Raw genomic sequence first — 24,546 nt, 5'->3', positions numbered from 1 at the left:
TCCACAGTGAGTCGTCATGCTGGGCGTTCGGCCGGGATCGCTTTTGTCACCGCAACTCCACGCGCACTTTATCGATCTGCCCGTTGAACGGGAAAGGCGAGGCGTAGTCCGGACTTACCGGCGCGCCGGAATCGAGGCCGACGTCGAGCGTCTCGTTATAAGAAAACTGCAGATTTTCGATCCGTCCCTGCGCTGCCTCGGCGCCATCGACGCTGAGGACGACTTTGCCGGCATAGACGACGCGCGGCTCGAAAGATGTGAGGACCGGCGGCGGATTCGTCGCATCGGGGATGAATTCGACGCCGATCCGCGCCGCGCCGCGCGAAAGCTTTTCGCGCGAGACGATTTTTCCCGTCACATTGCCCCAGGCCGTCGCGAGATAGACCAGCTTGCCGTCTTTCACATAGAGCGAGAAGCCGCCGTAATCGCCGCCGTCGGCGAAAATAACGCCCTCTGGAGCCTCCGGCAGCGTCACGTCGGCAACAATGCTGTGGGCGCGGCGGTTGAACTTCGGGCCGATGCGCTGGGGAATGTGATCGGCGCCCGGGCGATAGTCGAAGACGGTTCGTCCGTCGGCGGGCGAGGGCGGCTCCTTGCGCGCCGGGAGCAAAGGATAGATTTGCGTGCGCCTCGCCTCGCTGTCGAACAACGCGGTCAGTTCCCGCAATTTGTCGGGGCGATCTTTGGCGAGATCGCGCGCCTGCGAAAAATCCTGGTCGAGATTATAGAGTTCCCAAGGATTCTGGCCGATCGCAAGCTCGCCGCGACGCGCCGACCAGGGCGCCGCGTGACGCGCCCCGGCCCACCAGCCGCCCTGGTAGATGGCGCGATTGCCGGAAGTCTCGAAGACCTGCTGCTTGTGGCTGCTCGGCGCCGCGGCGTCAAAAAAGCTCGCGGCGAAACTTTTCCCTTCCAGCGGCGTCTGCGCGAAGCCGTCGACCTTATCGGGCGGGGTGATCCCCGCCAGTTCGTAGATCGTCGGCGCAATGTCCGTGACGTGCTGGAATTGCGTGCGCAATTCCCCGTGCGTTTTGATCTTCGCAGGCCAGGATACGATGAGAGGGTCTCGCGTCCCGCCGAGATGCGAAGCGACCTGTTTGGTCCATTGGAACGGCGTCGAACTCGCCCACGCCCAGGCCGCGGCGTAGTGATTATCGAAAATCTCCTCGCCGAATTCGTCGGCCCGCTGCAGTCGCGCTGCGGCCGGGGGGACTGTACCGTCGGCATTGATGACGTCGCGGCCATCGACGCCGCCTTCGCCTGATCCGCCGTTGTCGCCGGCGATGTAGAGCACCAGAGTGTTGTCGGCGAAGCCGTCCTTCTCGATGCTCTTCAGCAGACGTCCGATTTCGAAATCGGTCTGCTCCATGAAAGCGGCATAGACCTCCATCTGCCGGGCGAAGAGTTTCTTCTGGTCGTCGTTCAGAGAATCCCATGCGGGCAGCTCTGCGGGGCGCGGGGTCAGCGCCGCATTGGCGGGAATGACGCCCAAAGCCTTCTGCCGCGCGAAGGTTTCTTCGCGCAGTTTATCCCAGCCCTGATCGAATTTGCCGCGGTATTTCCTGATCCAGTCCTTCTGGACCTGATGTGGCCAATGAGTGGCGCCCGGCGCGAAATAGAGGAAGAACGGTTTTTGCGGGGCCACCGCCTCATGGGCGTGGAGCCACTTCACCGCGTCTTCAACAAGATCCGTGGTGAGATGATATCCGTCCTTTTCTGTGCGCGTTTGATCTACGGGCGTCGTGTTGCGATAAAGCCGCGGGGCGAACTGGCTGTCGTAGCCGGCGAGGAAGCCGTAAAAATATTCGAAGCCGAGTCCCGTCGGCCAGCGGTCGAAGGGACCGACCGGGGAGATTTCATCATAGGGCGTGTTGTGCCATTTGCCGAAGGCGGCGGTGCTGTAGCCGTTGTCGCGCAGCACGCGGGCAAGGCTGGCGGCGCTTTTCGGCCAATGGGCGTTGTAGCCTGGATAGCCCGTTGCGCCGTCGGCGACGGAGCCGAATCCGATCTGATGATCGGTGCGGCCCGACAAGAGCGCGGCTCGGGTCGGCGAGCACAGGGCGCTGACATGGAACGCGTTGTATTTCAATCCTCGTGCCGCGAGCCTATCCAGTTCCGGGGTTTTTGCCGGTCCGCCGAAGGTGGAGGCGGCGCCGAAGCCTGCGTCATCCAACAGCACCAGCACCACATTGGGGGCGCCCTCATTCGCTTTGACCGCTGTTGGCCAGGCGGCCGGCGTGGCGTCGCGCGAAGGATCGAGGATCGCGGCGGTTGCAGGTTCGGGTTTGGGCAAGGTTTCCTCGGCCTGAACGCGTGACGACAGGACAAGAGCTGCAGAGACGAAAAGAAGCGGAACGACGCGCATGGGGAGACCCTGACGATGCAAACGCCCGGACGGGGGGAGACACCATCCGGGCGCTTGTTTCCCGCCTCGCGTACATCCGGCGTGACAGGATATTACTTACATACTAAATGGGTAGTATTAAAGCGGCTCTTTTGTCAAGCGCTCGCGTCGGCGTTTGTTTTGCCGCCGCCCGCCGGAGCTGTGTTCATCGCACGGAGTCGTTCTTGATCGGCGCGAAGAGCGCGCCACGCGGCCCGGACGATCAGTATGGACGCCGCCAGGAAGCCGAGCGTGACGGCCGTAAAACTCAACGCTGCGGGGAGTGGGAAACTCGGCTCGGGCGTCGGGGCCGCGACATCCACGGGCGGCTTCGCGATGAACCCAGCCCTCATAAAGCCGAACGCGTTCAAGAAAGCGCCGTAACAGCACAACGCCAGCAGCCATCGCGGCGGCTCGATTGCATAGAGCCGGAACAGACCGGCGAAAATGAACAGGAACTGCGCCATCAGCAAAAGATCGATATGCCCTTGGATCAGACGGTGACGGTCTTTCACGAGTTGCGCCAGGTCGCCGTGGGGAAAAAACATCGCTATGCCGAGAATCCAGGCCGCGACCAGCGCAAGAATGAGCAAGAAGCCGGCAAATCCGAGAAGAAAGGGGATGCGCATGCTCCCGGAATTTTTCCCGACGGGAAAAACCAGGAAGACGCAGACTACGGCGAGGCCGATCAGAGAATAGGGCAACATGCACTCATGTCCTTTGCGGTGCAAACATCTGCCGAACAGATCAGGAAACGGGAACCGCGCTCTTCTCCGGTCGATGGACCTCAGCTTGATGGGCGCAGCTATAATTTGCGCGCCGCGCCATCCGCGGTGACGATATTGATGTCCGCGTAACGGCACGCGCCACGGCGGCGCTGGAACGGCGTGACCGCGAGCAGCCAGACGTGGCTGATCTCCTTCGCCGGCCCGCCGATATGGGCCGCATAATCCGCGGCCACGTCGCGCTCGAACGCGCGCCAGGAGCCGAGACCGCCGGCCCCGGAATCGACGATCATATGCGTTTCGATCTTGCTCCAGCCCGCGAGCGGACAACGAAACACTTTTCCGGTTGGCAGCGCCGCGCTCCAAATATAGGTGAGGTCCTGTCCGTCCTCGAACTTCACGCCGATCGAGAGATAGTCGTGGAACGGCGCCTGATCCTCCGCCACGGCCGAAGGAAGCTCATCGATCTTCCAGCGCCAGCCGAGCTTGGGGCGCGACGAAAAGGGAAGCGGGAGCGGGCGCTCGATGATCGAGGCCGAGCCGGCGCTCTCGCAGACGATGTCGCCATTCTCGGCGCGGGTGAAAACCTCTGCGCCGCCGCCGAGGCCGAAGTAGTTCGACCAGCCTTCCGGCAGCTTGCGTCCGCGTTTCAGCCGGGCGATCTCGGCGGCGACGAGACCGTCGACATCGCCATGCGCCGCGAGACTGGCGAGGCCGGCGGCGGCGTCGCCGTTCCACAAAAGCGCGACGCCCGCAATCCTCGCCTCCTGCTTGCGATATTCGTCCACTGGGGTCCAGAGCGTTCCGTCCTCGTCCGCGAATTGCGCAGCGGCGCGGGCGATCTCGAGGGGGCCGTCATGGGCCGCGGTCATCGTGCCGGTGTCGGTTCCCGGGCTGTAGATCGGCCGTTTCCCACGCGCGCGTACATGGAATACGAGGCCGGGCGGGAACCAGAGGTCGAGTTGGCGCGCGATCCACATGCGCCCGGTGAGGAGAAAGGAGACCTGCTGTCCCTTCGAGGCCGCGAGGCCGAGATCGATCCATGGCAGATCCGAGCCGCTTATTTCGAAAAGCCGATAGTCTGCGAGTTCCGGCGATCTCGCTCGCGCGACGAGGCCCTCGACGCCGTTTCGGAAGTCTTCCGAGGACGTAAGACTGCGCTCCGTAGCGGACACGCCGTTCGGTAGGCTGGCCGAAAATGGCGCCGCAGCGCCAAGAATTACGGCGCAGCGCAAAATATCGCGCCTGGAAATGCCGCCGAGCGTCCCCGTGTTGGGGGCAAAAGGCTCCAGACAAGAGAGGCACATGTTTCTCTTCCTCGGTCCCGCGGCGCAAACGATCTCGACCGCCTGTTTTCCGATAGATATTCTCCCGACAATAACCGCCGTCCTCTATGGCGTATCGGGCGAGCAGCCTGACATGAGCCGGGCAATTTACCCGGTGTCGTCGGCGGCGCGATAAGCTGGTCCGAATGGCGAAAGACTCTCAGTCGACAGGGCGTAGCGTGAGCGCCATAACGCGATAAAGCGCGCGCCAATGTGCAGGGGCTCCCGGCATATCGGCATGCGCTCAGTCTGAACGGCGACAGTCCGAATGGCGTCGCTGCGGATGTCTGGTCCGCGGTCGCCATGGGCTATCTAATGGCGTCACACATCTCGCAGGGTCGCCCTGGCCGGGACGATTCCGGCCAGGGCGGGACTGACGACTTTGGAAATGTGTGCATCCTGCAGCCGTGTTCTACTGCGGATATCCCGTCAGGGCGGAAGCAAACTGAAGCCATAAGGATGCGCCGTCCAGGCTGAAGAAAAGAAGGAGGAGCGTCAAAAACTGAATGCCCAGGGCGACCACGGCCGCACGTGATATTCTTCCTGAGCGAACATCCTTGAGACGGGTCGCGCCGACATAGAGCAGGATGGAAATCAGCAATGAACCATAGGTCACTATGGGTCCTGCGGGAACGACGAAGCGCAATGCGCGCGCCGTCGCGGGCGCGATGAAGGAAAAGAAACCGGCGAATTGGAAGTGGCGATGCCACTCCGGGCGACGAACCGAAGCGAGAGCCCCGATGCCGAAGAGCGTGACCTCGAAGAGCACCCAGAACGGATAGGCCAGCCCAATCAAGGGCGCGGGTCCCGACACTTGGGGGGATGCAGAAGCGACCCGAGCGACTGCGGTGACAAGCGACAATGCGACAACCAGTCCGAACAGGACTGCGCCGATGACGCCGACTGTTTTATGCCTCTCCCGCGACCCCGCGTTCACTGCGAAATATTGAAATGCAAAAACGACGATCCAGGCCGTAGTTGTCACGCCGTGAGCAATCACGAGCAGCGTCAGCGGCTTTCCCGCCTCGAATACGGGTTTCAGATAAAAGGTCGGCGCAAACCCAACCACCAGGAGAAGAAGAGCGAGGCCGACGAACCAATCCTCGATTCGTCGATTGGTTGCGGGAATAGCTGAAGCGGCGCTTGTCACGATTGCTCTCCTTGATCATGGGCTTTTGGAAGGGCGGGGGGCTCGTATCGAACCCGTGCCGGCGGTAGAAGTTTCGAAGCGTGAAGCGTCAGTCCGGGCGCATCGGGTAAAGGAACTCGGTAAAGCCTCGACGCAGAAACTGCGTGCGCGTGGCTGCGAGATGCTCCTGCGCTTCGCTTTCTGTGTCGAAGCTCGGGCAGGACAGAGCCGTAAAGCGAAAGCGCCGCGCGTTTTCGAGGTCGCTGCGGTAGGCCTTGACCACTGCGCCGTCCCAGAACTCGTCTTCACGAACCGCTTCGTGAATGAAGACCTTCGTTCCGCCCATCAAACCCGGCGTGAAGCAGTAACCGTAATTGGCGGCCGCCGGGGTGACGCAAAGCGCGCAGACGGCGAGGAGGACCGCGTATTTAAGGTCGAAGTCGACAGTCTTTCGCACTTGCATGGCGGGAAGGGGCTCGCTTCGAAGGCAACGTCGCCTCGTCGCTCAGTCGAGCTGGGCGCGCGCTGGATGCTTGTTAAATCATATAGACAAGGTAGATTAAAAGGCGCGCGGCGTCAACTTCGAACGGCTGCTTTGGAAGCGTTGCGCGCGTTGGCGCGCGGCCTCGCCGGCGCCGTGTTCTCTGCGGCCCAGGTTGCATTTTTCAATAAGACTTTGTAATAATGCTATAATTTAAGTGCGTCATAAATCTTGAACGCCTGTCGCCGCCCCGAACAACGGCTCGGCGTCCCGGTCGGCGTCTGTCTCGATAAAAATTCCAGAACGGCGATGTAATCCTATTAATAGATCCGGTAACACGACTGTAGGCCAACTCATCGTGGCTCGGGCGGAGAGTCGCGATCAGGCAGGTTCACAGGAAAGGCGCGAGTATTTTTGGAGGCAGGATTTCCTCTGGCGTTGCACAAAGGGCTCGGCGTCGAAACCACTTCCCGATTCTCGGCGCGGCGGTTGCGAGAGCGAAAGGAACCGCGAATATGTATCCGGCGGTCACGGGCAGGGACCATATCGCGAGCCGCGGCGCGAAGCAGGCGCTCAGCGCAAGGGTTATGCAGCCGAATAGAAAATGGGGAGAAAGACTGATCGCCGTCTCGCGGAACTTAAGTCCCTTTGCGTCGCGCGTCTGCGCCGGCCAGCCCATCGTGTGGCCGAGCGCGAGACCGAGGAGAAAAATCGTCTCGCTCAGCGAGGTGACGGCTCCGATGATGAGCGAGCTCACGATTTCGACCGTCGCTCCGAAGAAGAATTTTCCCGCGCCGCCATAGCGCGCGAGGCCTCCTGGCGTGAGCAGGACATCTCCGAAGCCGAAAATTTTGGGTGCGAGGCTGAAGCCGAGAAAGGTGAGATAAATCGCTTTTAGCGAAGCCGCGGGAATAGACGAGACGTCTTCGAAGGCGACCGTCGACGCGCCGAGCGCAATGACCGCTGTCCAGGCGGGAGCGCCCATGAACATGCTGATCGCCCAGACGAGTTGAAAACGGCTCGTGGGCAAGAGTCCGGGAAGGCCAAGCAATTTGAAATATTGCATATTGCCTTGGCACCAGCGCAGATCGCGCATGACGAATCCAAGCAATTCGGGCGGATTCTCCTCGTAGCTGCCGCATTCGAGAGGCAGCGCGCGCACCTCGAAACCGGCGCGGCGCATGAGCGCCGCCTCTATTTGATCGTGGGAAAGGATGTGCCGGTCGCCCTCCAGCCTGGGCAGGACGCAGTGTCTTGCGAAAGGCGCGACGCGGACGAGAGCATTGTGCCCCCAGAAGGGCCCGCAATCCCCCGCCCACCATGTCGCGCCCATCGTGTATGTTCTCATTCCGTGGCGCATCCCAAACTGAAAGATTCGCGCAAAGGCCGACCGCGACGGCGCCCCGACGACGAGGCTTTGCAGGATGCCGATCCTTGGATGCGCCTCGCCCATGCGCACCAGTCGCAAGATCGTTTCTCCATCCATCAGACTGTCCGCGTCGAGCGGGATCATGAACTCGAATTCGGCGCCCCGATTCTCGCAAAAATCGCGGATATTGCCCGCCTTGTACCCCGCGTTGTCGATCCGGCGCCGGTAATGCAGCCGGACCCCATCCTGGCGAGCTTGCGATTTCCAACACGCGAACTCGGTCTCTTCCTGCGCGGCGATCCGCGGATCGCTCGTATCGCTCAACACGAACCAGTCGAAACGATCGGCGGCGCCGGTCGCCGCCACGCTCTCCATCATTGCGCCCAACCTTGCGAAGGCTCGCGCGGGATCCTCATTGCGCAATGTCAGCAGCATCGCCGTTCGGCTGCGCGGCCATCCGCGGCCTTCGGCGGAACGTGCGAAGGGCGCCGTGACGGCGAGGCCGTCGCCATGGAAATGCAGCAGCCAAAAACCGATCGCCGCATTGCATAATCCGAGCACGCTCCATGGCGCCGCGATCGCGAAGGCCGCTAGGATGCCGGCGCGCGGGAAGCTCCAGCCGCCGGCGCCGAGGCTTGCCGCAAGCCAGAACAGCAGCGCGAAATAAACCAGTCCGTTCAGGCATAGGACAAAGAGGCGTCGCCTTCGGAGCTCCGTGAGACTTTGCAGGCCGGTGGGCGTCATGGACGGAATGCGGCCATGCATCTTATGTTCCTACTATGATCATGGGAAAACTCTGGCGTATGATCACGCTATGGACTAGTAATAGCTTGGGAACATGGGGTGCGTAAATTGTCTCTGGGAATAAAATCCTACCAGGAACAGGAGAATGAGTCGCGCGCCTTGTGGTTTGAAGCGTCGTGGCGGCCGAGTTTGCGCGCGCAGGCTCTTCGGGCTCCCGGCGCTGAAGAGGCGCAGGTCGGCACGATTTGGAGCGCGATCAGCCGAGGCACGGAGCGCTTGGTGTTCGAAGGGCGCATTCCCGGCGCCGAGCATGAGCGGATGCGCGCGCCTTTTCAGCAGGGCGACTTTTGCTTTCCTGTAAAATACGGCTACTGCGCCGCCGGCGTCGTGGAAGCGGGCCCGGCGGATTGGGTCGGTCGCGCGGTGTTCTGTCTTCACCCGCATCAGGATCGTTTCGTCGCGCCGCTTTCGGCGCTGCGCCCAATCCCTTCGTCCACGCCGCTGCGACGGGCGACGCTCGGCGCCAATATGGAGACGGCGCTCAACGCGGTTTGGGACGCGGGCGCGGGCCCCGGAGACCGGATCGTGATCATCGGCGCCGGCGTGGTCGGGTTGCTGATCGCTTATCTCGTAGCCGGGCTTCCGGGCGCCGAGGTCACCGTCGTCGACAAGGACGAATCCCGCCGATCTGTGGTTCTCGAGTTTGGAGCGAAGTTCCAGTCGTCGGGAAAATTCGCGCCTGAAGATATCGAGGCCGACGTCGTTTTTCATGCCAGCGCCTCGGCCGCGGGACTGGCGCTCGCTCTGGCTTGCGCAGGCCTGGAAGCCAAGATCGTCGAGACGAGCTGGCACGGCGCAGGCGATACGCCGGTTCCGCTCGGCGGCGCCTTCCACGCCAAGCGCTTGCAATTGATCTCGTCGCAGGTCGGTCGAGTGGCGCCCTCCCGCCATCCACGCTGGACCTACGCCCGTCGGTTGGACAAGGCGCTGGAGCTTCTTTCCGACCCGCGCCTCGACCTGCTCATCACCGAGGAAGTCGCGTTCGCCGATGTCGCGCGGGAACTGCCGCGACTTCTCGCCGCGGACGCGCCGGGCCTTGCGACCCTCATTCGCTATTGATCCACTCGATAAGGAGACGCTCGTGTACGCCGTCGAAGTTCGCGACCACATCATGATCGCCCATAGTTTCCGCGGGGAATTATTCGGGCCGGCTCAGAGGCTGCACGGCGCAACTTTCGTCGTCGACGTGGCTTTCTTCCGTGAGCGGCTCACCGAGGACAACATCGTCGTCGACATCGGCCGCGCCCATGAGGCGTTGAAAGCGACGCTGGCGCCCCTTAATTATCGCAATCTCGACGAGGTAGAAGCGTTCAAGGGTCAGCAGACCACAACCGAATTCCTCACACGCCATGTTTTCGAAGCTATAGCTCTGGCTGCGCGTTCCGGCGCGCTCGGGCCAGGGGGGGACGGCGTTTCCCGCATTCGCGTGACGCTGCACGAGTCGCATGTAGCGCGCGCCTGGTTCGAGGGACCAGTCTCGGGATGACGAGGGTCGTCTTTGCGATCCCCGGCGATATCCGAGTGCGGACTGGCGGCTACGAATATGATCGGCGCCTGATCGAAGCGTTGGGAGAGCAGGGCATAGAGGTTGACTACTGTCCCCTGCCAGAGAGCTTTCCCGCTCCATCCGCCGAGGATGTCGCGTCGAGCGTCGACGCGATTGCGCGGCGCCGGCGCGACGGGGATGTCATTCTTATCGACGGACTCGCCTATGGCGTTCTGCCGGAAGCGGCTGTTCTTGCGATCGGCCCGCGGATCGTCACGCTCTGTCATCATCCGCTTGCGCTCGAGACGGGCCTTTCGCCGGAGCGCGCGGAATCGCTGTTCGAGAGCGAGAGGCGCGCGCTCGCGCTCGCGTCGCATGTGATCGTCACCAGCGCACACACCCGTGCGCTGCTCGCCCGCGAGTTTGGAGTTGATCACGCAAAGATCGCCGTTGCGCCGCCCGGCGTCGATTCGGCTCCACGGGCGCAAGGGTCCGGCGGCGCGACAACGCTCCTAGCGGTGGGTGCGATCGTTCCGCGCAAAGCTTTCGACGTGCTGGTGGAGGCGCTTTCAGGCCTTGTCGATCTCGACTGGCGCCTGCGCATTGTCGGAAACGATTCCCGTGATCCCCTCACAACCGGGGCGCTCAAAGGGCTGATCGCGGCAAAATCTCTGGAAAGCCGCATTGAAATCTTGGGGGAGGTCGCAAGCGAAGACCTCGCGAGCATTTTCGACAGAGCCGATCTCTTTGTTTCGGCCTCCTACTATGAAGGCTATGGAATGTCTCTCACCGAAGCGATGACGCGCGGATTGGCCATCGTCTCTTCAACCGGGGGCGCAGCCGCGGAGACGGTTCCAGACGGCGCCGGTTTGAAAGTCGCGCCGGGCGGTGTCGTCGATCTGCAACGGGCGCTACGCAATGCGATCGCCGATCCGGATCTGCGGTTTGAATTGTCCGAGGCGGCTTGGCGCGCGGGTCGAGAGCTGCCGCGCTGGGAGCAAACCGCCCGCATCGTTGCCGGCGTTGTCGCCGAGATGGGAGCCAAGGGCGAATGAGCGGTTTTTCGGCCGAATGGCTCGCGCTTCGCGAAGCGGCTGATCATGCGGCGCGCAATCGGCGGCTGGAGGCTCTGGTGGAGGCCGCATTCGCCACGCGGCCCGCTGTGTCGATCCTCGACCTCGCCTGCGGCGCGGGATCGAATCTGCGCGCCCTAGCGTTGCGCTTGCCGTATCGGCAGCATTGGCGACTGATCGATCATGACGAGGCCCTGCTCGCAGTGGCTCGAACAGCGCTCAGCGATTGGGCGGATCGGGTGGAATCTTTTGATCCGCTCATAGTACACAAGGCCGATCGCCGGCTTGAGATTTCGTTCGACCTCGCGGATCTCGCCGTCCTCGGCAGCGGCGTCTTTGACGCGTCGCTCGATCTCGTCACGACGGCGGCATTCATAGATCTCGTCTCTGCCGACTGGATCGAGAAATTCTGCGATGAGTTGGCGCGGCTGGGGCTTCCCTTCTACGCAGCGCTTTCCTATGAGGGCGTGGAACAGTGGCGGCCGGAGCATCACGCAGATGCGGCGATGCTCGACGCCTTTTTGAAACATCAGATGGGCGACAAGGGCTTTGGACCCGCCGCGGGCCCAAGGGCGGCGACTTTGCTCCAGCAAGCCCTCGCGCGACACGGGTATGTTGTCGCCTGTGGCGCCAGCCCCTGGCGCCTGGGGAGATCCGAGGCCGGATTGATCGAGGCTCTGGTCGAGGGTTCGGCGCAGGCCGTCATCGAAACGGCGCTGGTCTCAGGCGAGACGGTCGATGACTGGCGCAGGGTCCGCCGCGCATCGACGGCTTGCGAAATCCACCACGTCGATATTTTTGCAAAGGCGCCACAGGCCGTTTAGGCGCCTCAGCATCCTTGCCGGGCGAGCTTAAATCTCCCAGCGATGACATGCGGAAAAATCGCAATCGAAAAGCACGTCGCCTCCCTCCAGGAAATGGGCTTGAACGCGGGGTCGCAGCGCGCTGTGCAGCCTTACGATCGGCTGCAGCTCCAATCCTGTTCGGCCCGATCCGATTATCATCGGCGCAACGAGCATATGCAGCCGGTCGAGACGTCCAGCGTCGAGGAAGGTCGAGAGCGTTCGGGCGCCGCCCTCGATGAGGATTCGTTTCAGGCCTCTCGCGAAAAGAGCCTCGACGATCGCGGCCGGCGGGATAACGCCCGCGCGCGCCTGGAGGCGAATCGTCTCCGCGGAGCCGGAGCCGGTCGCGCTTTCGTCCATGACGAGAATGCGCCGCGCGCCGTCTTCGGCTAGCCATTTTCCCGTGGAGTCGAGGCGACCCGAAGGGTCAATCACCACACGCGCCGGACTTTTGCCCTCGACTCGGCGGACCGAGAGCCGCGGATCGTCTGTGACGATGGTGTGGGCGCCTACCACTACTGCATCGACATGAGCTCTGATGCGATGCAGATGGTCCAGCGCCGCCTCGCCGCTGATGTCGCGCGATTCGCCGCTGATTGTGGCGATCCGTCCGTCAAGGGACTGACCGAGCTGACCGACCACGAAGGGGCGATCCGGCGACGCCTCTCGAAAAGGGGCGAAAACGTCTCCAAGGATAGGATGAGATCTCCGGCCTTCGCCGTTCCCCCCTGCGCCCTCGAACCTCACGCTGTTTCCTTTCCTCGAAGCCTGTGCCCTGTCCGCGCGCTTAAATCATGCTTGTTCTATCGGATAAAGTCATTATACCTTTCTGAGCTGTCCAACAAGCTCGATGGGAGCTTTCGTGTCCAATAGACGTGTCCCGACCCCAGTCGGCCAGATCGAGGTCGAGCGCGCCATCGCCGAGATCCGCGCTGGACGCCCGGTCGTCCTCCTTCACGGCTCGGAGCGATTCGTCGTTTCTGCGGTAGATACGCTGGAGAGAGCGGGCGCCGAGGAGCTCGAGCTGGCGGCGAAGGGCTCCGCCTGCCTCGTCCTTTCGGCGCCGCGGTTGCGCCGGCTTGGGTTGGATCGATCGGAATCCGGCTGTGTCGCGCTGCCCCGAATCGACGTCGATCGCGTGCAGCATCTTTCTTATGAAGCCGATGCGCGTATCGACGCTCCGGTCGCCGGCCTGACGCCTCTTCACGTCGGCGCTCTCGAACTCATGCGTCTGGCGATGGTCTTGCCTGCGGCCATCATTCTCACGAGCGCGGAGGCGGAGGCGCTGCTCCCCCATCTGCTCTCCGTGTCACTCATGAATTTGAACGCCTATCGCGTCGGGCGCCGCGCGGCGCTGCGCATCGTCAGCCGCGCGCAGGTTCCGCTGGAAGGCGCCACGAATACCGAATTCGTTGTGTTCCGAGGCGGCGAGGGACTGCGCGATCAAGTCGCGGTCATTATCGGCCGACCCGATTTATCTCAGCCGGTCCGCGTGCGGCTCCATTCCGCCTGCCTGACCGGAGATCTTTTCGGCAGTCTCAAATGCGATTGCGGCGATCAGTTGCGTCACACGGTCGGCGAGATGGCGGCCACCGGGGGCGGCATCTTGCTTTATATCGACCAGGAAGGACGCGGCAATGGTCTCTCGACCAAAATCCGAGCCTATGAATTGCAAGCGCGAGGCTATGACACCTTCGAGGCGGATGAGATCCTGGGCCATGGCCAGGACCAACGAGGCTTTGACTTCGCAGCTGACATGCTGGCGCAGCTCGGCGTTCGGAGCGTGCGCGTCATGACCAACAATCCGTCCAAGATTGCGGCGCTGAAGGACGCAGGCCTGGACGTGGTTTCGGACCATCGCATCGTCGGCCGCCGCACCGACCACAATGTGCGCTACATCGCGGCCAAGCGGGACCGCGCGGGTCACTATTTCGAGCATGATTTCTGAGGGTTGGCCTGTGATCAGCGTTTCAGCGGTTACCCGTTGTCGGGATGCATCTTGCCGTTGGAGATTCCCGGTTCACAGTGGGCTTGGGGATCTTATGAGAAATCCGCTCGATTGGAGCGGCATTTCGTATTCGTTCGCCGCAAGAATCGATGCCCACCAGTGATTTTTTGCGGCTGTCGCTTCGGATCGCGAAGCGATCTCGCGCAAAGCCGTATTATTTGTGAACTTTCGTGGAGTTTTTCGCGCCTAAACATTCAAATTGAAAAATTCTCACTGTCGCCGAGGGCCGCTGCGGCGAGCCCGCCGAAGCGCCTCAGATAGAAGGCTCGGCAGGCCGGTGAAGATAGCGCAACGCGCCGATCATGTCGTTCGCGGCGGCTGCGAACCCGTCGAAGCGCGACGCGTCCGCCCGAGCCTTTAGCAAAGTTTTTCGACTTCGAAGCTAATAAAGCTCCAAGCTTTTTCACTGATGCTTTCTCCCCGGAGGGAAATCGATGGTGGCCCGCAAAACCGATGACAGGCAGCGTCCGCCCGCCGAAACTCTCTATTTCGAGGAGCTGGAGGCGCTTCGGCGAACCGATAAGGCTCCGAAACCGCCGGGCTGGCGCCTGTCGCTGCGCGCGGTCGAGACCTTCATCCTCGGCGGCGATGGACGCCCCGCCAAGATCGTCTGCGCCCGCTCTCTCATAGAGCGCGCGATGGTGACGCTGGCGACCTCGCGCGCGCTGCTGCTGATCGGCGAGCCCGGCACGGCGAAGAGCCTGCTCTCGGAGCTGCTCGCGGCGGCGATCTGCGGCGAGTCGACGCTCACCATCCAGGGCGGCGCCGCGCTCACCGAGGACCAGATCAAATATGGCTGGAATTACGCTCTGCTGGTCTCGGAGGGGCCGACCCCGCGCGCGCTCGTGCCGGCGCCGCTGCACAGGGCGATGAGCGGGGGCAAAATCGCCCGTTTCGAGGAGATCACCCGCTGTCCCGCCGAGGTGCAGGACGGCCTCTTGTCGATCCTTTCCGACCGCGTGATGGCGATACCGGAGCTCGGCGACGAGGCCATGGTCTTTGCGGCGGAGGGCTTCAATCTCATCGCCACCGCCAACACGCGCGACCGCGGCGTCAACGACATGTCGGCGGCGTTGAAGCGCCGATTCAATTTCGAGACCGTCTTCCCCATTCGCGACGCCGACGAGGAGATGGCGCTGGTCAAGCGCGAGGCGGAAAAACTGCTGCTGCGCTCCGGCGTTCCGGCGCCGCCGGAGGACGACGTGCTCGAGGTGCTGGTCTCCTGCTTCCGCGAATTGCGCTCGGGCGTCGACGGGAGCGGCGTCGCGATCGAGCGACTGACCTCCGCCATGAGCACGGCGGAGGCGGTGAGCGTCGCCCATGCCATCGGGGTGCGCGGGCATTTTCTGCGCGGCGATCGCGGCCGTCCGGAGGACATCGTGGAATGTCTCGCCGGCGCGGCTGCCAAGGACAATCCCGAGGACCTCGCCAAATTGCGGCGCTATCTCGAGCAGCGCGCCGGAGCCCGCAAAGGGGACGCCTGGCGCGCGCTGCATGCAGCGCGTCACCTTCTGACTGTCTGAAGCCTTCGCCGCGCCGATGGCTCCTCTGCTCCTCCTCGGCGTTCGTCATCACTCCCCGGCTTGCGCGCGGCATGTGGAGGCGACGATCCGCGCGCATCGGCCGGCTTACGTGCTGATCGAAGGGCCGGCGGATTTCAATCCGCATATCGAAGATCTCCGGCTCGATCATACGCCGCCGATCGCGATCTTCTCCTATTGCGCCGACGAGACGACATCTCGCTCCTCCTATTCGCCCTTTTGCGCCTATTCGCCGGAATGGCGCGCCTTGCGGACCGCCTTCGAGATCGGCGCGACGCCGCTGTTTTGCGATCTCCCCGCCTGGCATCCCGATTTCGGCGAGCGCGCCAATCGTTACGCCGATCCGCATCCTCTGCTCGCGCGCCGCCATGCGGCCGATGCGGCGTTGCAGGTTAATCTACGAGCGGAAGGTTCGGACGCCGCCTGGGACGCTCTGATCGAGCAGGCGGAAGAAGCGCGCCTGCCCAAACTGCTGGAGACCTATTTCGAGCTGCTGCGCCCGGACGGCGCGGAAGACGCGCGCGAGGCGGGACGCGAAAAATTCATGGCCGCCCATGTCGCTTGGGCGCTGAAGGAAGCCGCGGGTCGTCCGGTCGCGCTGGTCTGCGGCGGCTGGCATGTCGGGGGCGTGCGCCGCTTTCTCGGCGAGGCGGATGGCGCGCGGCCGATCTGTCCGCAGCCGCCGGAGGGGGCGCGTGCGGAGAGCTATCTGACGCCCTACAGCTTCGCGCGGCTAGACGCATTTTCGGGCTATGCGGCGGGCATGCCCTCGCCCGGCTATTGGAACGTCGCTTACCAATCGGGACTCGAGGCGGCTGCCGACTGGGCGATGACGCGCATCGGCGCGGCGCTGCGCGACAAAGGTCTGCCGGTCTCTACCGCCGACCGCATCGCCTGGCGCGCCCACGCCTGCGCCCTCGCCAATCTGCGCGGCCATCGCGCGATTTTGCGCGCCGACCTCCTCGACGCGGCGCTCTCGGCCCTGGTGAAGGACGGACTCTCCGGCCCCGCCGCCTGGACGCGATCGGGCGCGGTGACCGGGGCGGCCGACGATATTGTCGTCGAAATGCTGTTCGCGCTCTGCGACGATAAAGAGGGGCGGCTGGCGAGCGGCGTTCGCCTGCCGCCGCTCATCCAAGATCTCGAACGCCGCCTCGCCCAATATCAGCTGACTCCCGACCGCGTGAAAAAGCTCGTCGCCATTGACTGGCGCGACAAGACGCGCAGGGGCAAAGCTCATACGCTGCATCAGATGCGGCTGCTGGAGCTTCCCGGCGTCCTCCGCATCGCGGGGCCGCCCCATGCCGACGCGCGCGACCTGACCGAGACATTCGAGATCGCCAAGCATTCTGATTGGATGGCGGCGGTGATCGAAGCTTCACGCTGGGGCGGCGATCTGCCGATGGCCGCGACGGCGCGGCTTCGTGCGCGGCTCGACGATGCGCCGGGCAATGTCGATACGCTGGCCGCGGCGCTGTCGGACGGGCTGTTCGCCGGCCTCTATGAGGCGGCCAGTTCCACCGTGGAACTCGAAAAACATGCCGCCGCCTGCCGCGAGATCGGGCCGCTCGGCCGCGCCGCCCGCCGGGTGACGCGGCTCTATCGTTTCGGCGATGTCTTCGGTGCGACGCGCGCGCTGGCGCCGCTGGCGCAAACCATGTTCGAGCGTATTTTGTTTCTGCTGGAAGGACCGGTCGGAGACGGGCGCCCGTCGATCGACGCCGTGATCGCGGCGCGCGATTTTGCGCGCGGCTGCGACGGGCTCGCGCTTTCCCTCTCCGCCGCGCGCGAGGTTTTCGAGCGCATAGTCGCCAATGCCGAAACCCCGCCGGCGCTCGCGGGCGCGGCGCTGGGCTGGCTTGTCGCCATGGGTTTCGGCGACGCCGGAGACGGGGCCGCCGCACGGATCAAATCATGTGCGCGGCCGGAAAATCTCGGCGATTTTCTCGGCGGGCTTTTCGCGCTCGCGCGCGAGGAGATTGGCACGGCGGCGCCGGCGCTCGTCGCCGTCGACGGCCTGGTTGCCGGCTGGACGCAACAGGAGTTTCTCGCCGCGCTTCCGGCGATGCGCGGCGCCTTCGCCTGGTTTCCGCCGCGCGAGCGCGAGGCTCTCGCGCGCGTCATCTTGCAGCTCAGCGGCCGCGAGGCCGCCGATGCGGAAGCGATCGCGCTCGATTGGATGCGTCAGCGCAAATCCGTCGAGAGCCAGGCGCAGGCGATGGATGCGGAGGCGCGGGCGCTGGAGCGGCTCGCGCGCTGGGGTTTCAATTAGACATTCGAGGAGTCTGTTCGATGATTCGTTACGAATATCGCGACGATAAATCCGCCAAATTCTGGGAAGGGCGGGTCGACGGCGAGACCTTGACCGTACGTTTCGGCCGCATCGGGACCAATGGCCAGACGAAGGATAAAACTTTTGCCAGCGCCGCGGCGGCGCAGAAGGAATTCGACAAGCTGACCAAGGAAAAGACCAGCAAAGGCTATGTGACGGCAGGCGAGAGCGATGCGCCCATCTGCGATGATCGCGAAGAAACAGTAAAGCCGGAAAGCTCGCCCCTCCCCGAAGCGCCTGCGAGCGCCGCCGCGGCCGAACAGCCGATCCTTCTTGAAACCGCGCGCATCGTGACGGCGGCGCCGCTTCCTTCCCGCTCGCGGCCGGCGCCGGCGCCTGAGCCCGTCGATTGGAAGGCTCATTGGGCGGATTTGGCCACACGCTTGCTCAAGGCCGAGACAGTGGCGCGCGAAGTGCTTGACAGGCTGTCGTCGCTCCCAGCGTTCCAAAACAATATTCATATTGGAGCGCTCCACGGCCAAGTGCATACGGCGCAGAAGCACTGCGACGCGCTGAGCGCGTTGCGCGAAAGCGCGTCGGCTCGAACGGCGCCGCCGCCCTTCTCGATCGAAGCGATGGTCGAGTGGATGGAGTGCGTCGAGAATGCTTTCCGCGATTGTTTTTTCTATGCTATGTCCGAAGACAAGCGATGGACGGACTATGTCGCCGCCCACCGGGCATTGGCGGCCTGGACGGTGCAGTCCCAGGGCGCTACTGCGGCTCTGACCGTCGCCGCACTCGCGCAGAAACGGGGCCTTAACCGTCACTTCAGGACGGTGAGCGCTTGCGCCTTTCGGGAAGCGCTGTCGCGCGCGCCGGAGACGGACTATGACGCAGCGCTCGCCTTCGCGCTCGAATCTCGCGACGGAAACATCTATCGCGACGGTCTCTTTGCCTTCGTCCTCGCAGACGACCGCCCAGGCGAACATGCCTTGAAGCCGCTGGCCGTTCTGCACGAAGCAGCGAGCCTGTCATTCGACACCCGGCTCCATCCTGAATTTGCGCATTTGGTTCTCGATGCGCCACCCTCGCAAACCGAGCCCTGTCGTATCCAACGCGGGCTTTTTCAGTCCTTCCATGGCTCCGATGTCACCGCCGCCTGCATGGCCGCAACCGCGCAGGCTGTGGCGCGGGCGCATGGAGAATCGCCGACGTCGGTGCTCGAATGGCTCTCGCGCGTGCTCGAAGAAAACCAGCGCTGCGACATAGCTTGCGCGATTCTCGACGACGAGGCGTTCGAGTCGGCGGATGGTCTCTATTCACGGCTCATGGAGAAGCCGATCCGCGCCGCTTTCGATCTCGCGCAAAAAACCTATCCGCGTCGCATGTTCGCACGCCTTCTGATCGCCTATTCTACGGGCCGGGTCGATCCGGCGATAAGGGGACGGCTTTTCTTGCTTCTGAACGAGATCGGCCAGGACGTCGCGCAGGCGATCGCACAAAGCCTCGACGCCAAAGCGCAAAAAAGCCTCGGCGCGCTGCTCGATCTCGCGGGGGAGTCGGCGCCGCGCGAGGCGTGGCCCACCGTGCTTTCGGCTCCGCCCTGGCGCGCGAAGCGGGCAAAGAGCGAGGACATCCGGCTGACGCTGGAGCCGATATCCACCCCGACTGTGATCGGCGCGATGGCAGCGCCCGCTCCCGACCCCTATCGTCGATACGGCGCATTGAGCGATCTTAAGGAATTGCCCAAGCAGATCGCCTTTGCCGAGACACAGGCTCCCATCCGCGAGCCATGGCCCGCCGCCGAACCCATGCCTGCCGAGGGCGCCGACGCTGTGCAATGGGTAAGCTGGCTCGGGGCGCGGTGCGACGCTCTCGCGGGGAGCGAGAGCTGGTTGTGGGGGACCTATGCAAATATGTGCCGCGCTGTCGCGCGTCAGCCAGAAGAACTCGCCATGCTGTTGTGGTCGCGCCCACGATTCATGGCGATCTGCAGTGTCGAGTGGAGACTCGTCGTTCCCGAAATGATGAGCCGTTTCGGCGACAAAGCGCTCGAAGGCTTGCTCGGGCATTTGCGGTCCAACCCCGTCGAGATCCTTCCCATCGTCGCTGCTATCGGCGCTCCGGAGATTGCGCCGATAGCGGCGCGCGCCATGTTGCGGCTCAAAAAGGCGCGCGACGCCGGGCGCGACTGGCTGCGCGCTCATCCGCGCACGGCGATCTACAATCTGCTTCCCCAGGCCATCGGCGCGCCGGGCCAGGCGCGTGAAGAGGCCGAATATGCGCTACGCTGGATGGCCGCGGCGAAAGAGGCGAACGCTGCATTATTGCAAGAAGCGACTCGCGATTATGCGCAGATCGAGCCGCGCGTAGAAGAAGCCGTAAAACAAGTGCTGACGCGAGATCCGCTGAGGCAGACGCCTGCAAAGGTCGCAAAGCTCCCCGCATGGCTCGCGCCCGCAGCGCTTGTCTCGCCGAAGCTGCGTTCCGGCGGCGCTCTGCCGCAAGAGGCGGTCGTTGCGCTGCTGGAGATGCTGTCTTTCGTCAAGTCCGACGATGTCTATCCAGGCGTCGCGCAAGTGCGGGAGGCCTGCGACCCGAAAAGTCTTTCCGCTTTCGCCTTCGATCTCTTCTCCGCCTGGCTCGGCGCCGGCGCGCCGGGCAAGGACGGCTGGGCGATGCGCGCCATGGGCTGGATCGGCGACGACGAATGCGCGCGCAAGCTGACCCCGCTGCTCCGCAAATGGCCGGGCGAATCCGCGCATGCCCGCGCCGTGAGCGCGCTCGACGTGCTTGCGGACATCGGCAGCGACGTCGCGCTGATGCATCTCAACGGCGTCGCCGAGAAGGTGAAGTTCAAGGGGCTGCAAGACAAGGCCCGCGAGAAGATCGCCGCAATCGCCGAGGCGCGCGATCTGACGCCCGAGGAACTCGCCGATCGTCTCGCGCCCGATCTCGATCTCGACTCGCGCGGCGGTCTCGATCTCGATTTCGGCGAGCGCAAATTCCGTGTCGGCTTCGATGAATTTCTGAAACCCTGGGTGAAAGATTCGAGCGGCGCGCGGATCAAGGACCTGCCCAAGCCGAACAAATCCGACGATGCGGAAAAAGCCGCCGCGGCCCAGGCCCGTTGGTCGACGCTGAAGAAGGACGCGCGCGCCGCCGCCGCTTTGCAAATCACTCGACTCGAAACCATGCTCGGTTCCGCGCGGCGGGTCTCGCCCGAAGTCTTCTGGACCTTCTTCGCCGCGCATCCGTTCATTCGCCATCTCGCCCAGCGGCTCGTCTGGGCCGCCTATGACGAAGACGGAGCGGCGACCTTCTTTCGCGTCGCCGACGATCTCTCCTTCACCGACGCCAATGACGATCCGATCGAGATCGATGTGACCGCGCAGGCAAAGGGGAAGATCGGCCTCGCCCATCCGATCTATATGAGCGATGACGAGCGCATCGGCTGGGGGGCCCTGTTTGGCGATTACGAGATCGTACAGCCTTTCCCGCAGCTCGGCCGCGAGATTTTCGCTTTGACCGAAAGCGAGAAAAGCGCAAGCGAGATCGGGCGGTTCGACGGCGTCGAAATCGAATCGCCGCGCCTGTGGGGCATGCGCGGGCGCGGATGGCGTCTCGGACAGCCGCAGGACGCCGGCGGCATTCACTGGATCGAGCGTCACATGAGTCTCCCCGGCGGCGAAAAACTCGTCGCTTATCTTCCCTTTGAGGACGGGATCTACGCCGGCGCGCCAGACGCTGGGAACGCGACCCAGAAGCTCGGCAAGATCATGCTCGGAGAACCAAACTGGTATGGCGTGCGCCGCGGCGCACAGGCGCCGGGCGCCAGGACTTTCGGCGCGCTCGATCCGCTGGTCGCGAGCGAAATCTTGCGCGACGTGGCGACAATCGCGCAATCCGCCGGGAAGGCGCCGGCATGAGCGTCGCCCACCTCGAACGTTGGCGGCTGATTCTCGGCGAGGCCGCGGAGGGCGCATGCGGTGGGCTCGGCGAGACCGCGAGCGCGATGGATGCAGCCATAGAATGGCTCTATGGCCGCGACCCCGACCTCGCGGAGCGCGGCCTGAGGAACAAGCAGGGAGCTCGCGGCGGCTCCGTGCTCTCTTCGCCCCAATGGATCAACGAGATCCATCGCCTTTTTCCCAAGGAGACCATCGAACGGCTGGAACGGGACGCGATCGAGCGCTTCGCGATAGACGATATCGTCACGAGCCCGGACGTTCTCTCGCGCGTGACGCCGAACGAGACGCTGCTGCGAGCCGTGCTGAGAACCAAGCACCTGATGAATCCGCAGGTGCTCGATATGGCCCGCAAGCTCGTGCAGGATGTCGTCCGGCAGCTGATGGAGAAGCTGGCGCGCGATGTGGCGATTGCCTTCTCCGGCGCCGTCGACCGCAGGCGCCACACCCCGCTGAAAGCCGGCGCCAATCTCGATTTCAAGCGCGTGCTGCGCGACAATCTGCGGCATTACGATCCGAAGACGCGGCGCATAACGGTCGAGCGTCTCCATTTCTTCGCGCGCAACCAGCGCACGCTCCAGCCCTGGCAAATCATACTGCTGGTCGATCAATCCGGCTCCATGGTCGGCTCGGTCATTCATTCGGCTGTCACCGCGGCTTGCCTCATGGGCCTGCCCGGCGTGAAGACTCATCTCGTCGCCTTCGACACCGCAATCGTCGATATGACGCGCGATGCGCAGGACCCGGTCGAGCTTCTGATGAAAGTTCAACTCGGCGGCGGAACCGATATTCAGGGAGCGCTGGCCTATGCGCAGGAGCTGATCGAGCAGCCGGCCCGCGCCATCGTCGTGCTGATCTCGGATTTCTATGAAGGCGCGAGCGAGGCGATGATGATCCGGCGTGTGAAGTCGCTCACGGAGCAGCGCACGCTGGTGCTCGGCCTCGCGGCGCTCGACGAGGCCGCCGACCCTGCCTATGACCGTCTCGCGGCGGAAAAACTCGTCGCCGCCGGCGCGGAAGTCGGCGCGATGACGCCGGGGGAACTCGCGTCCTGGCTCGCGAGCAAGATCAAATGATGATCTCGCGCCCCGATCTCGTCGCTCTCGCCGACGACGCTCTCATCCAGCTCGCCAACGCCGGCCTGCTCAAACGCGCGCTACGCGACCAGACGGAAGGAAGAAGCCCCACGCTCGCCGAAACTTCCGACGGCGCGATAGAGGCGCGGTTTGCGGATGGCGCGCTCACCCGCCTTTCTCCGGGAAAGACGCCGCTGGAGGCCGATTGCTCGTGCCCGGCGAGTGGCATGTGCCGACATCGCATCGGACTGGTGGTCGCCTATCGGGAAGCGCATCGCGGCGCGGCCGACGCCCCGCGGGAATGGGATCCCGGGACGCTAGATCTCGCCGCTCTCGAAAACGCCCTCGACGCCGGCGAACACGCGAGCCTCGCAAAATTGCGTCGCGGCGGCGTTCATATCCGCCTGACGCGGGGGGCGACCCCGGCCGCGGCTCTGGCGATGGCCAATGTGCGTTTTCTTGCTCCCAACGACCCCAACTACGCCCGATGCGATTGCGCGCGCGGCGGTGGCTGCGCCCATGTCGTTCTGGCGGTCGAGGCTTTTCATCGCGCCAATGGCGCAGCGGAGGCGACGATCGGAGAGCCCCCGCGGATCGAAGCGAGCGAGGCGCTGGTCGCCACTTGCGACGCGCTGATCGAGAGCCTGCTCACGGAAGGCGCGACGGCCGGCGTCATAGCGCATGGCCGGGCGCTCGATCATGCGCTCGAGGAAGCACGCTCTGCCGGCGCCGCCTGGCTCGCGCTCGCGCTCGAAGCGCTTCAGGGGCAGATCGTCTCCTATGAAGCGCGTAGCGCGCGCTATGATTCGGCGGAGCTGCTTGCGCTCGTCGTCGAACTTTTTGCGCGCCCCCGAGCGGGGTCGGCTTCGGCGCTCGGTTTTGGCGAGCCGATGGAGACCGCCATGGCGAAGACCAGGCTGGTCTCGCTCGGAGCCCGCGTCGTCCGACAGGGGCGCGAATTCGACGCCGCCGTCATGCTGGTCGACAGCGATACGGGCGCGCCGATGTTGATGCGCAAGACGTTTGCTTCAGCGCCGAAGGACGGGTCGGGCGAGGCGTTGGTTTCCAGGCGTTCGATGCTGCGCGGCGTCAGGCTCGACGCTCTGGCCCATGGTCAGGCGTTGAGCTCTACCGCCAGGCGGCGCGCCGACGGCGTCGTCACATTCTCAAGCGCGGCGCGAGACAAGACGTCGGTTATGGCGCGTGGACCACTCATGAGCGCGCCGGGACCGGTTTTCGCCCCATTGCTCGCTCCACTGCGGGAAGCCATCGCGCATCGGCCGCCCGGATTCATTCGTCCTCGCAGCCTTGTCCATGATTTCCACGTCTTTCAGGTCGCGGAAATTCTCGGCCATATTTGGCAGCCGAGCGAACAAATCTGGCGAGGCGCGGTCACGCTCGTCGACGGCGAGCGATTGATGCTGGAAAGGCGCTGGGATGCGGGCGCGCCGCAGGCGATCGACGTTTTGTCGCGCATATTCGATTACGGCGGCCTGCGGCAGATCGCGGGCGTCGTCCGCTTCGTCGATGGCGAGGCTGTCTGCGATCCGTGGTCGCTATCGACATCGGAACGCTTCATCGTTCCCGACCTCGATGATGCGCACGCGCCGTCGGCGCCGCCCGTCGCCCAAAGAGAGAAGCAGGGCGACGCGCTAGGAACGGCGCGGCTTCTACTCGCCGGAGCGTTGCATGCCGGCGTCAAGCGAATCGGCCATGATTTCAAGCGTGACGGGGCGGGCGTCCTTCGGGGACTCGTCGACTCGGGCTGGACGCGGACGGCGGAGCGCTTTGAGGGCTGGCTTCACAATCCGCGAGACGCCGGCGCCTTTTTGCGTGCGGCGATATTGGTCGAGGCGCTGCGCGACATGTGAGACGGCGCCGTCCGCCTCCTAACCTACGTCGTCGGGTTGCACGCGCCGACGCCGCCAAAGCTCTTGAGCAAAGACTGCTTGCGGGCGCTGATGTCGTGGAGTTGGATGCATCCACAGTCGATAGATCATTCTTTTCAACCAGATCCGGCTCGAGGCCATCTCGGGCGCCTTCCCGATGCGCTTCTCTTAT

At 64.0% G+C, this 24,546-nt stretch carries 17 protein-coding genes; 11 read left to right on the top strand and 6 right to left on the bottom strand.

Annotation, left to right across the window (positions count from 1 at the left end):
* Positions 1-46 precede the first annotated feature (46 nt).
* Positions 47-2,365 (bottom strand): arylsulfatase, encoded by a 2,319-nt coding sequence (locus H2LOC_RS12310; protein WP_136496656.1) that lies wholly within the window; start codon positions 2,363-2,365, stop codon positions 47-49.
* A gap of 203 nt (positions 2,366-2,568) precedes the next feature.
* Here H2LOC_RS12310 and H2LOC_RS12305 point away from each other — a divergent pair, with 203 nt between their 5' ends.
* Positions 2,569-3,240 carry a hypothetical protein gene (locus tag H2LOC_RS12305; protein ID WP_154331656.1) on the top strand — a complete coding sequence of 224 codons (672 nt, stop codon included), beginning with the start codon at positions 2,569-2,571 and terminating at the stop codon, positions 3,238-3,240.
* On the opposite strand, the gene H2LOC_RS12300 is transcribed toward H2LOC_RS12305, so the two are convergent.
* The 4 genes from H2LOC_RS12300 to mdoH all read right to left on the bottom strand — a co-directional run bounded on the left by H2LOC_RS12300 (position 3,189) and on the right by mdoH (position 8,177).
* Positions 3,189-4,415, bottom strand: coding sequence for a DUF3047 domain-containing protein (locus tag H2LOC_RS12300; RefSeq protein ID WP_136496655.1), 1,227 nt, complete (start codon positions 4,413-4,415; stop codon positions 3,189-3,191). The two genes, H2LOC_RS12305 and H2LOC_RS12300, sit on opposite strands and share 52 nt — an antisense overlap.
* A 430-nt stretch (positions 4,416-4,845) precedes the next feature.
* Positions 4,846-5,583, bottom strand: a complete 738-nt coding sequence (locus H2LOC_RS12290; RefSeq protein ID WP_136496654.1) for a hypothetical protein — start codon at positions 5,581-5,583, stop codon at positions 4,846-4,848.
* Between the two features lie 88 nt (positions 5,584-5,671).
* Positions 5,672-6,025 (bottom strand): hypothetical protein, encoded by a 354-nt coding sequence (locus H2LOC_RS12285; RefSeq protein WP_136496653.1) that lies wholly within the window; start codon positions 6,023-6,025, stop codon positions 5,672-5,674.
* A gap of 409 nt (positions 6,026-6,434) precedes the next feature.
* Positions 6,435-8,177, bottom strand: a complete 1,743-nt coding sequence (gene mdoH, locus H2LOC_RS12280; RefSeq protein ID WP_136496652.1) for a glucans biosynthesis glucosyltransferase MdoH — start codon at positions 8,175-8,177, stop codon at positions 6,435-6,437.
* 78 nt (positions 8,178-8,255) lie between these two features.
* Between mdoH and H2LOC_RS12275 the strand changes: the two genes are divergently transcribed.
* The 4 genes from H2LOC_RS12275 to H2LOC_RS12260 are packed head-to-tail and all read left to right on the top strand — an operon-like array spanning position 8,256 to position 11,599.
* A complete protein-coding gene (locus H2LOC_RS12275; RefSeq protein WP_425487299.1) occupies positions 8,256-9,275 on the top strand; it encodes a zinc-dependent alcohol dehydrogenase in 1,020 nt (339 codons plus the stop codon).
* A gap of 22 nt (positions 9,276-9,297) precedes the next feature.
* Positions 9,298-9,702 (top strand): 6-pyruvoyl trahydropterin synthase family protein, encoded by a 405-nt coding sequence (locus H2LOC_RS12270; RefSeq protein ID WP_154331654.1) that lies wholly within the window; start codon positions 9,298-9,300, stop codon positions 9,700-9,702.
* Positions 9,699-10,757 carry a glycosyltransferase family 4 protein gene (locus H2LOC_RS12265; protein ID WP_136496651.1) on the top strand — a complete coding sequence of 353 codons (1,059 nt, stop codon included), beginning with the start codon at positions 9,699-9,701 and terminating at the stop codon, positions 10,755-10,757. Before H2LOC_RS12270 ends, H2LOC_RS12265 begins: the two co-directional genes overlap by 4 nt.
* Positions 10,754-11,599, top strand: coding sequence for a class I SAM-dependent methyltransferase (locus H2LOC_RS12260; protein WP_136496650.1), 846 nt, complete (start codon positions 10,754-10,756; stop codon positions 11,597-11,599). The genes H2LOC_RS12265 and H2LOC_RS12260 overlap by 4 nt, the downstream gene beginning before the upstream one ends.
* A gap of 27 nt (positions 11,600-11,626) precedes the next feature.
* Here the strand turns inward: H2LOC_RS12260 and H2LOC_RS12255 are convergent, their stop codons facing one another.
* Positions 11,627-12,262, bottom strand: a complete 636-nt coding sequence (locus H2LOC_RS12255; RefSeq protein WP_246206816.1) for a RibD family protein — start codon at positions 12,260-12,262, stop codon at positions 11,627-11,629.
* Positions 12,263-12,482: 220 nt separating this feature from the next.
* Between H2LOC_RS12255 and ribA the strand changes: the two genes are divergently transcribed.
* The 6 genes from ribA to H2LOC_RS12225 all read left to right on the top strand — a co-directional run bounded on the left by ribA (position 12,483) and on the right by H2LOC_RS12225 (position 24,356).
* A complete protein-coding gene (gene ribA / locus H2LOC_RS12250; RefSeq protein ID WP_246206815.1) occupies positions 12,483-13,568 on the top strand; it encodes a GTP cyclohydrolase II RibA in 1,086 nt (361 codons plus the stop codon).
* 494 nt (positions 13,569-14,062) lie between these two features.
* The gene (locus H2LOC_RS12245; RefSeq protein WP_136496647.1) at positions 14,063-15,151 is read left to right on the top strand and encodes an ATP-binding protein; all 1,089 of its coding nucleotides are present in this window, start codon (positions 14,063-14,065) and stop codon (positions 15,149-15,151) included.
* A gap of 16 nt (positions 15,152-15,167) precedes the next feature.
* The gene (locus H2LOC_RS12240) at positions 15,168-17,441 is read left to right on the top strand and encodes a DUF5682 family protein (RefSeq protein ID WP_136496646.1); all 2,274 of its coding nucleotides are present in this window, start codon (positions 15,168-15,170) and stop codon (positions 17,439-17,441) included.
* A gap of 20 nt (positions 17,442-17,461) precedes the next feature.
* Entirely contained in the window at positions 17,462-21,370 is a 3,909-nt protein-coding gene (locus H2LOC_RS12235; protein WP_136496645.1) for a WGR and DUF4132 domain-containing protein, read from the top strand.
* Complete coding sequence (locus H2LOC_RS12230) at positions 21,367-22,485, top strand: VWA domain-containing protein (RefSeq protein ID WP_136496644.1); 1,119 nt, start codon at positions 21,367-21,369, stop codon at positions 22,483-22,485. Before H2LOC_RS12235 ends, H2LOC_RS12230 begins: the two co-directional genes overlap by 4 nt.
* The gene (locus H2LOC_RS12225) at positions 22,482-24,356 is read left to right on the top strand and encodes an SWIM zinc finger family protein (protein WP_136496643.1); all 1,875 of its coding nucleotides are present in this window, start codon (positions 22,482-22,484) and stop codon (positions 24,354-24,356) included. Before H2LOC_RS12230 ends, H2LOC_RS12225 begins: the two co-directional genes overlap by 4 nt.
* The last annotated feature ends 190 nt before the right edge of the window (positions 24,357-24,546 follow it).

It is taken from the genome of Methylocystis heyeri (assembly GCF_004802635.2).
GTDB lineage: Bacteria > Pseudomonadota > Alphaproteobacteria > Rhizobiales > Beijerinckiaceae > Methylocystis > Methylocystis heyeri.
The sequence above is the reverse complement of the archived record's forward strand: the minus strand, read 5'-3'. Positions and strand labels throughout refer to the sequence as shown.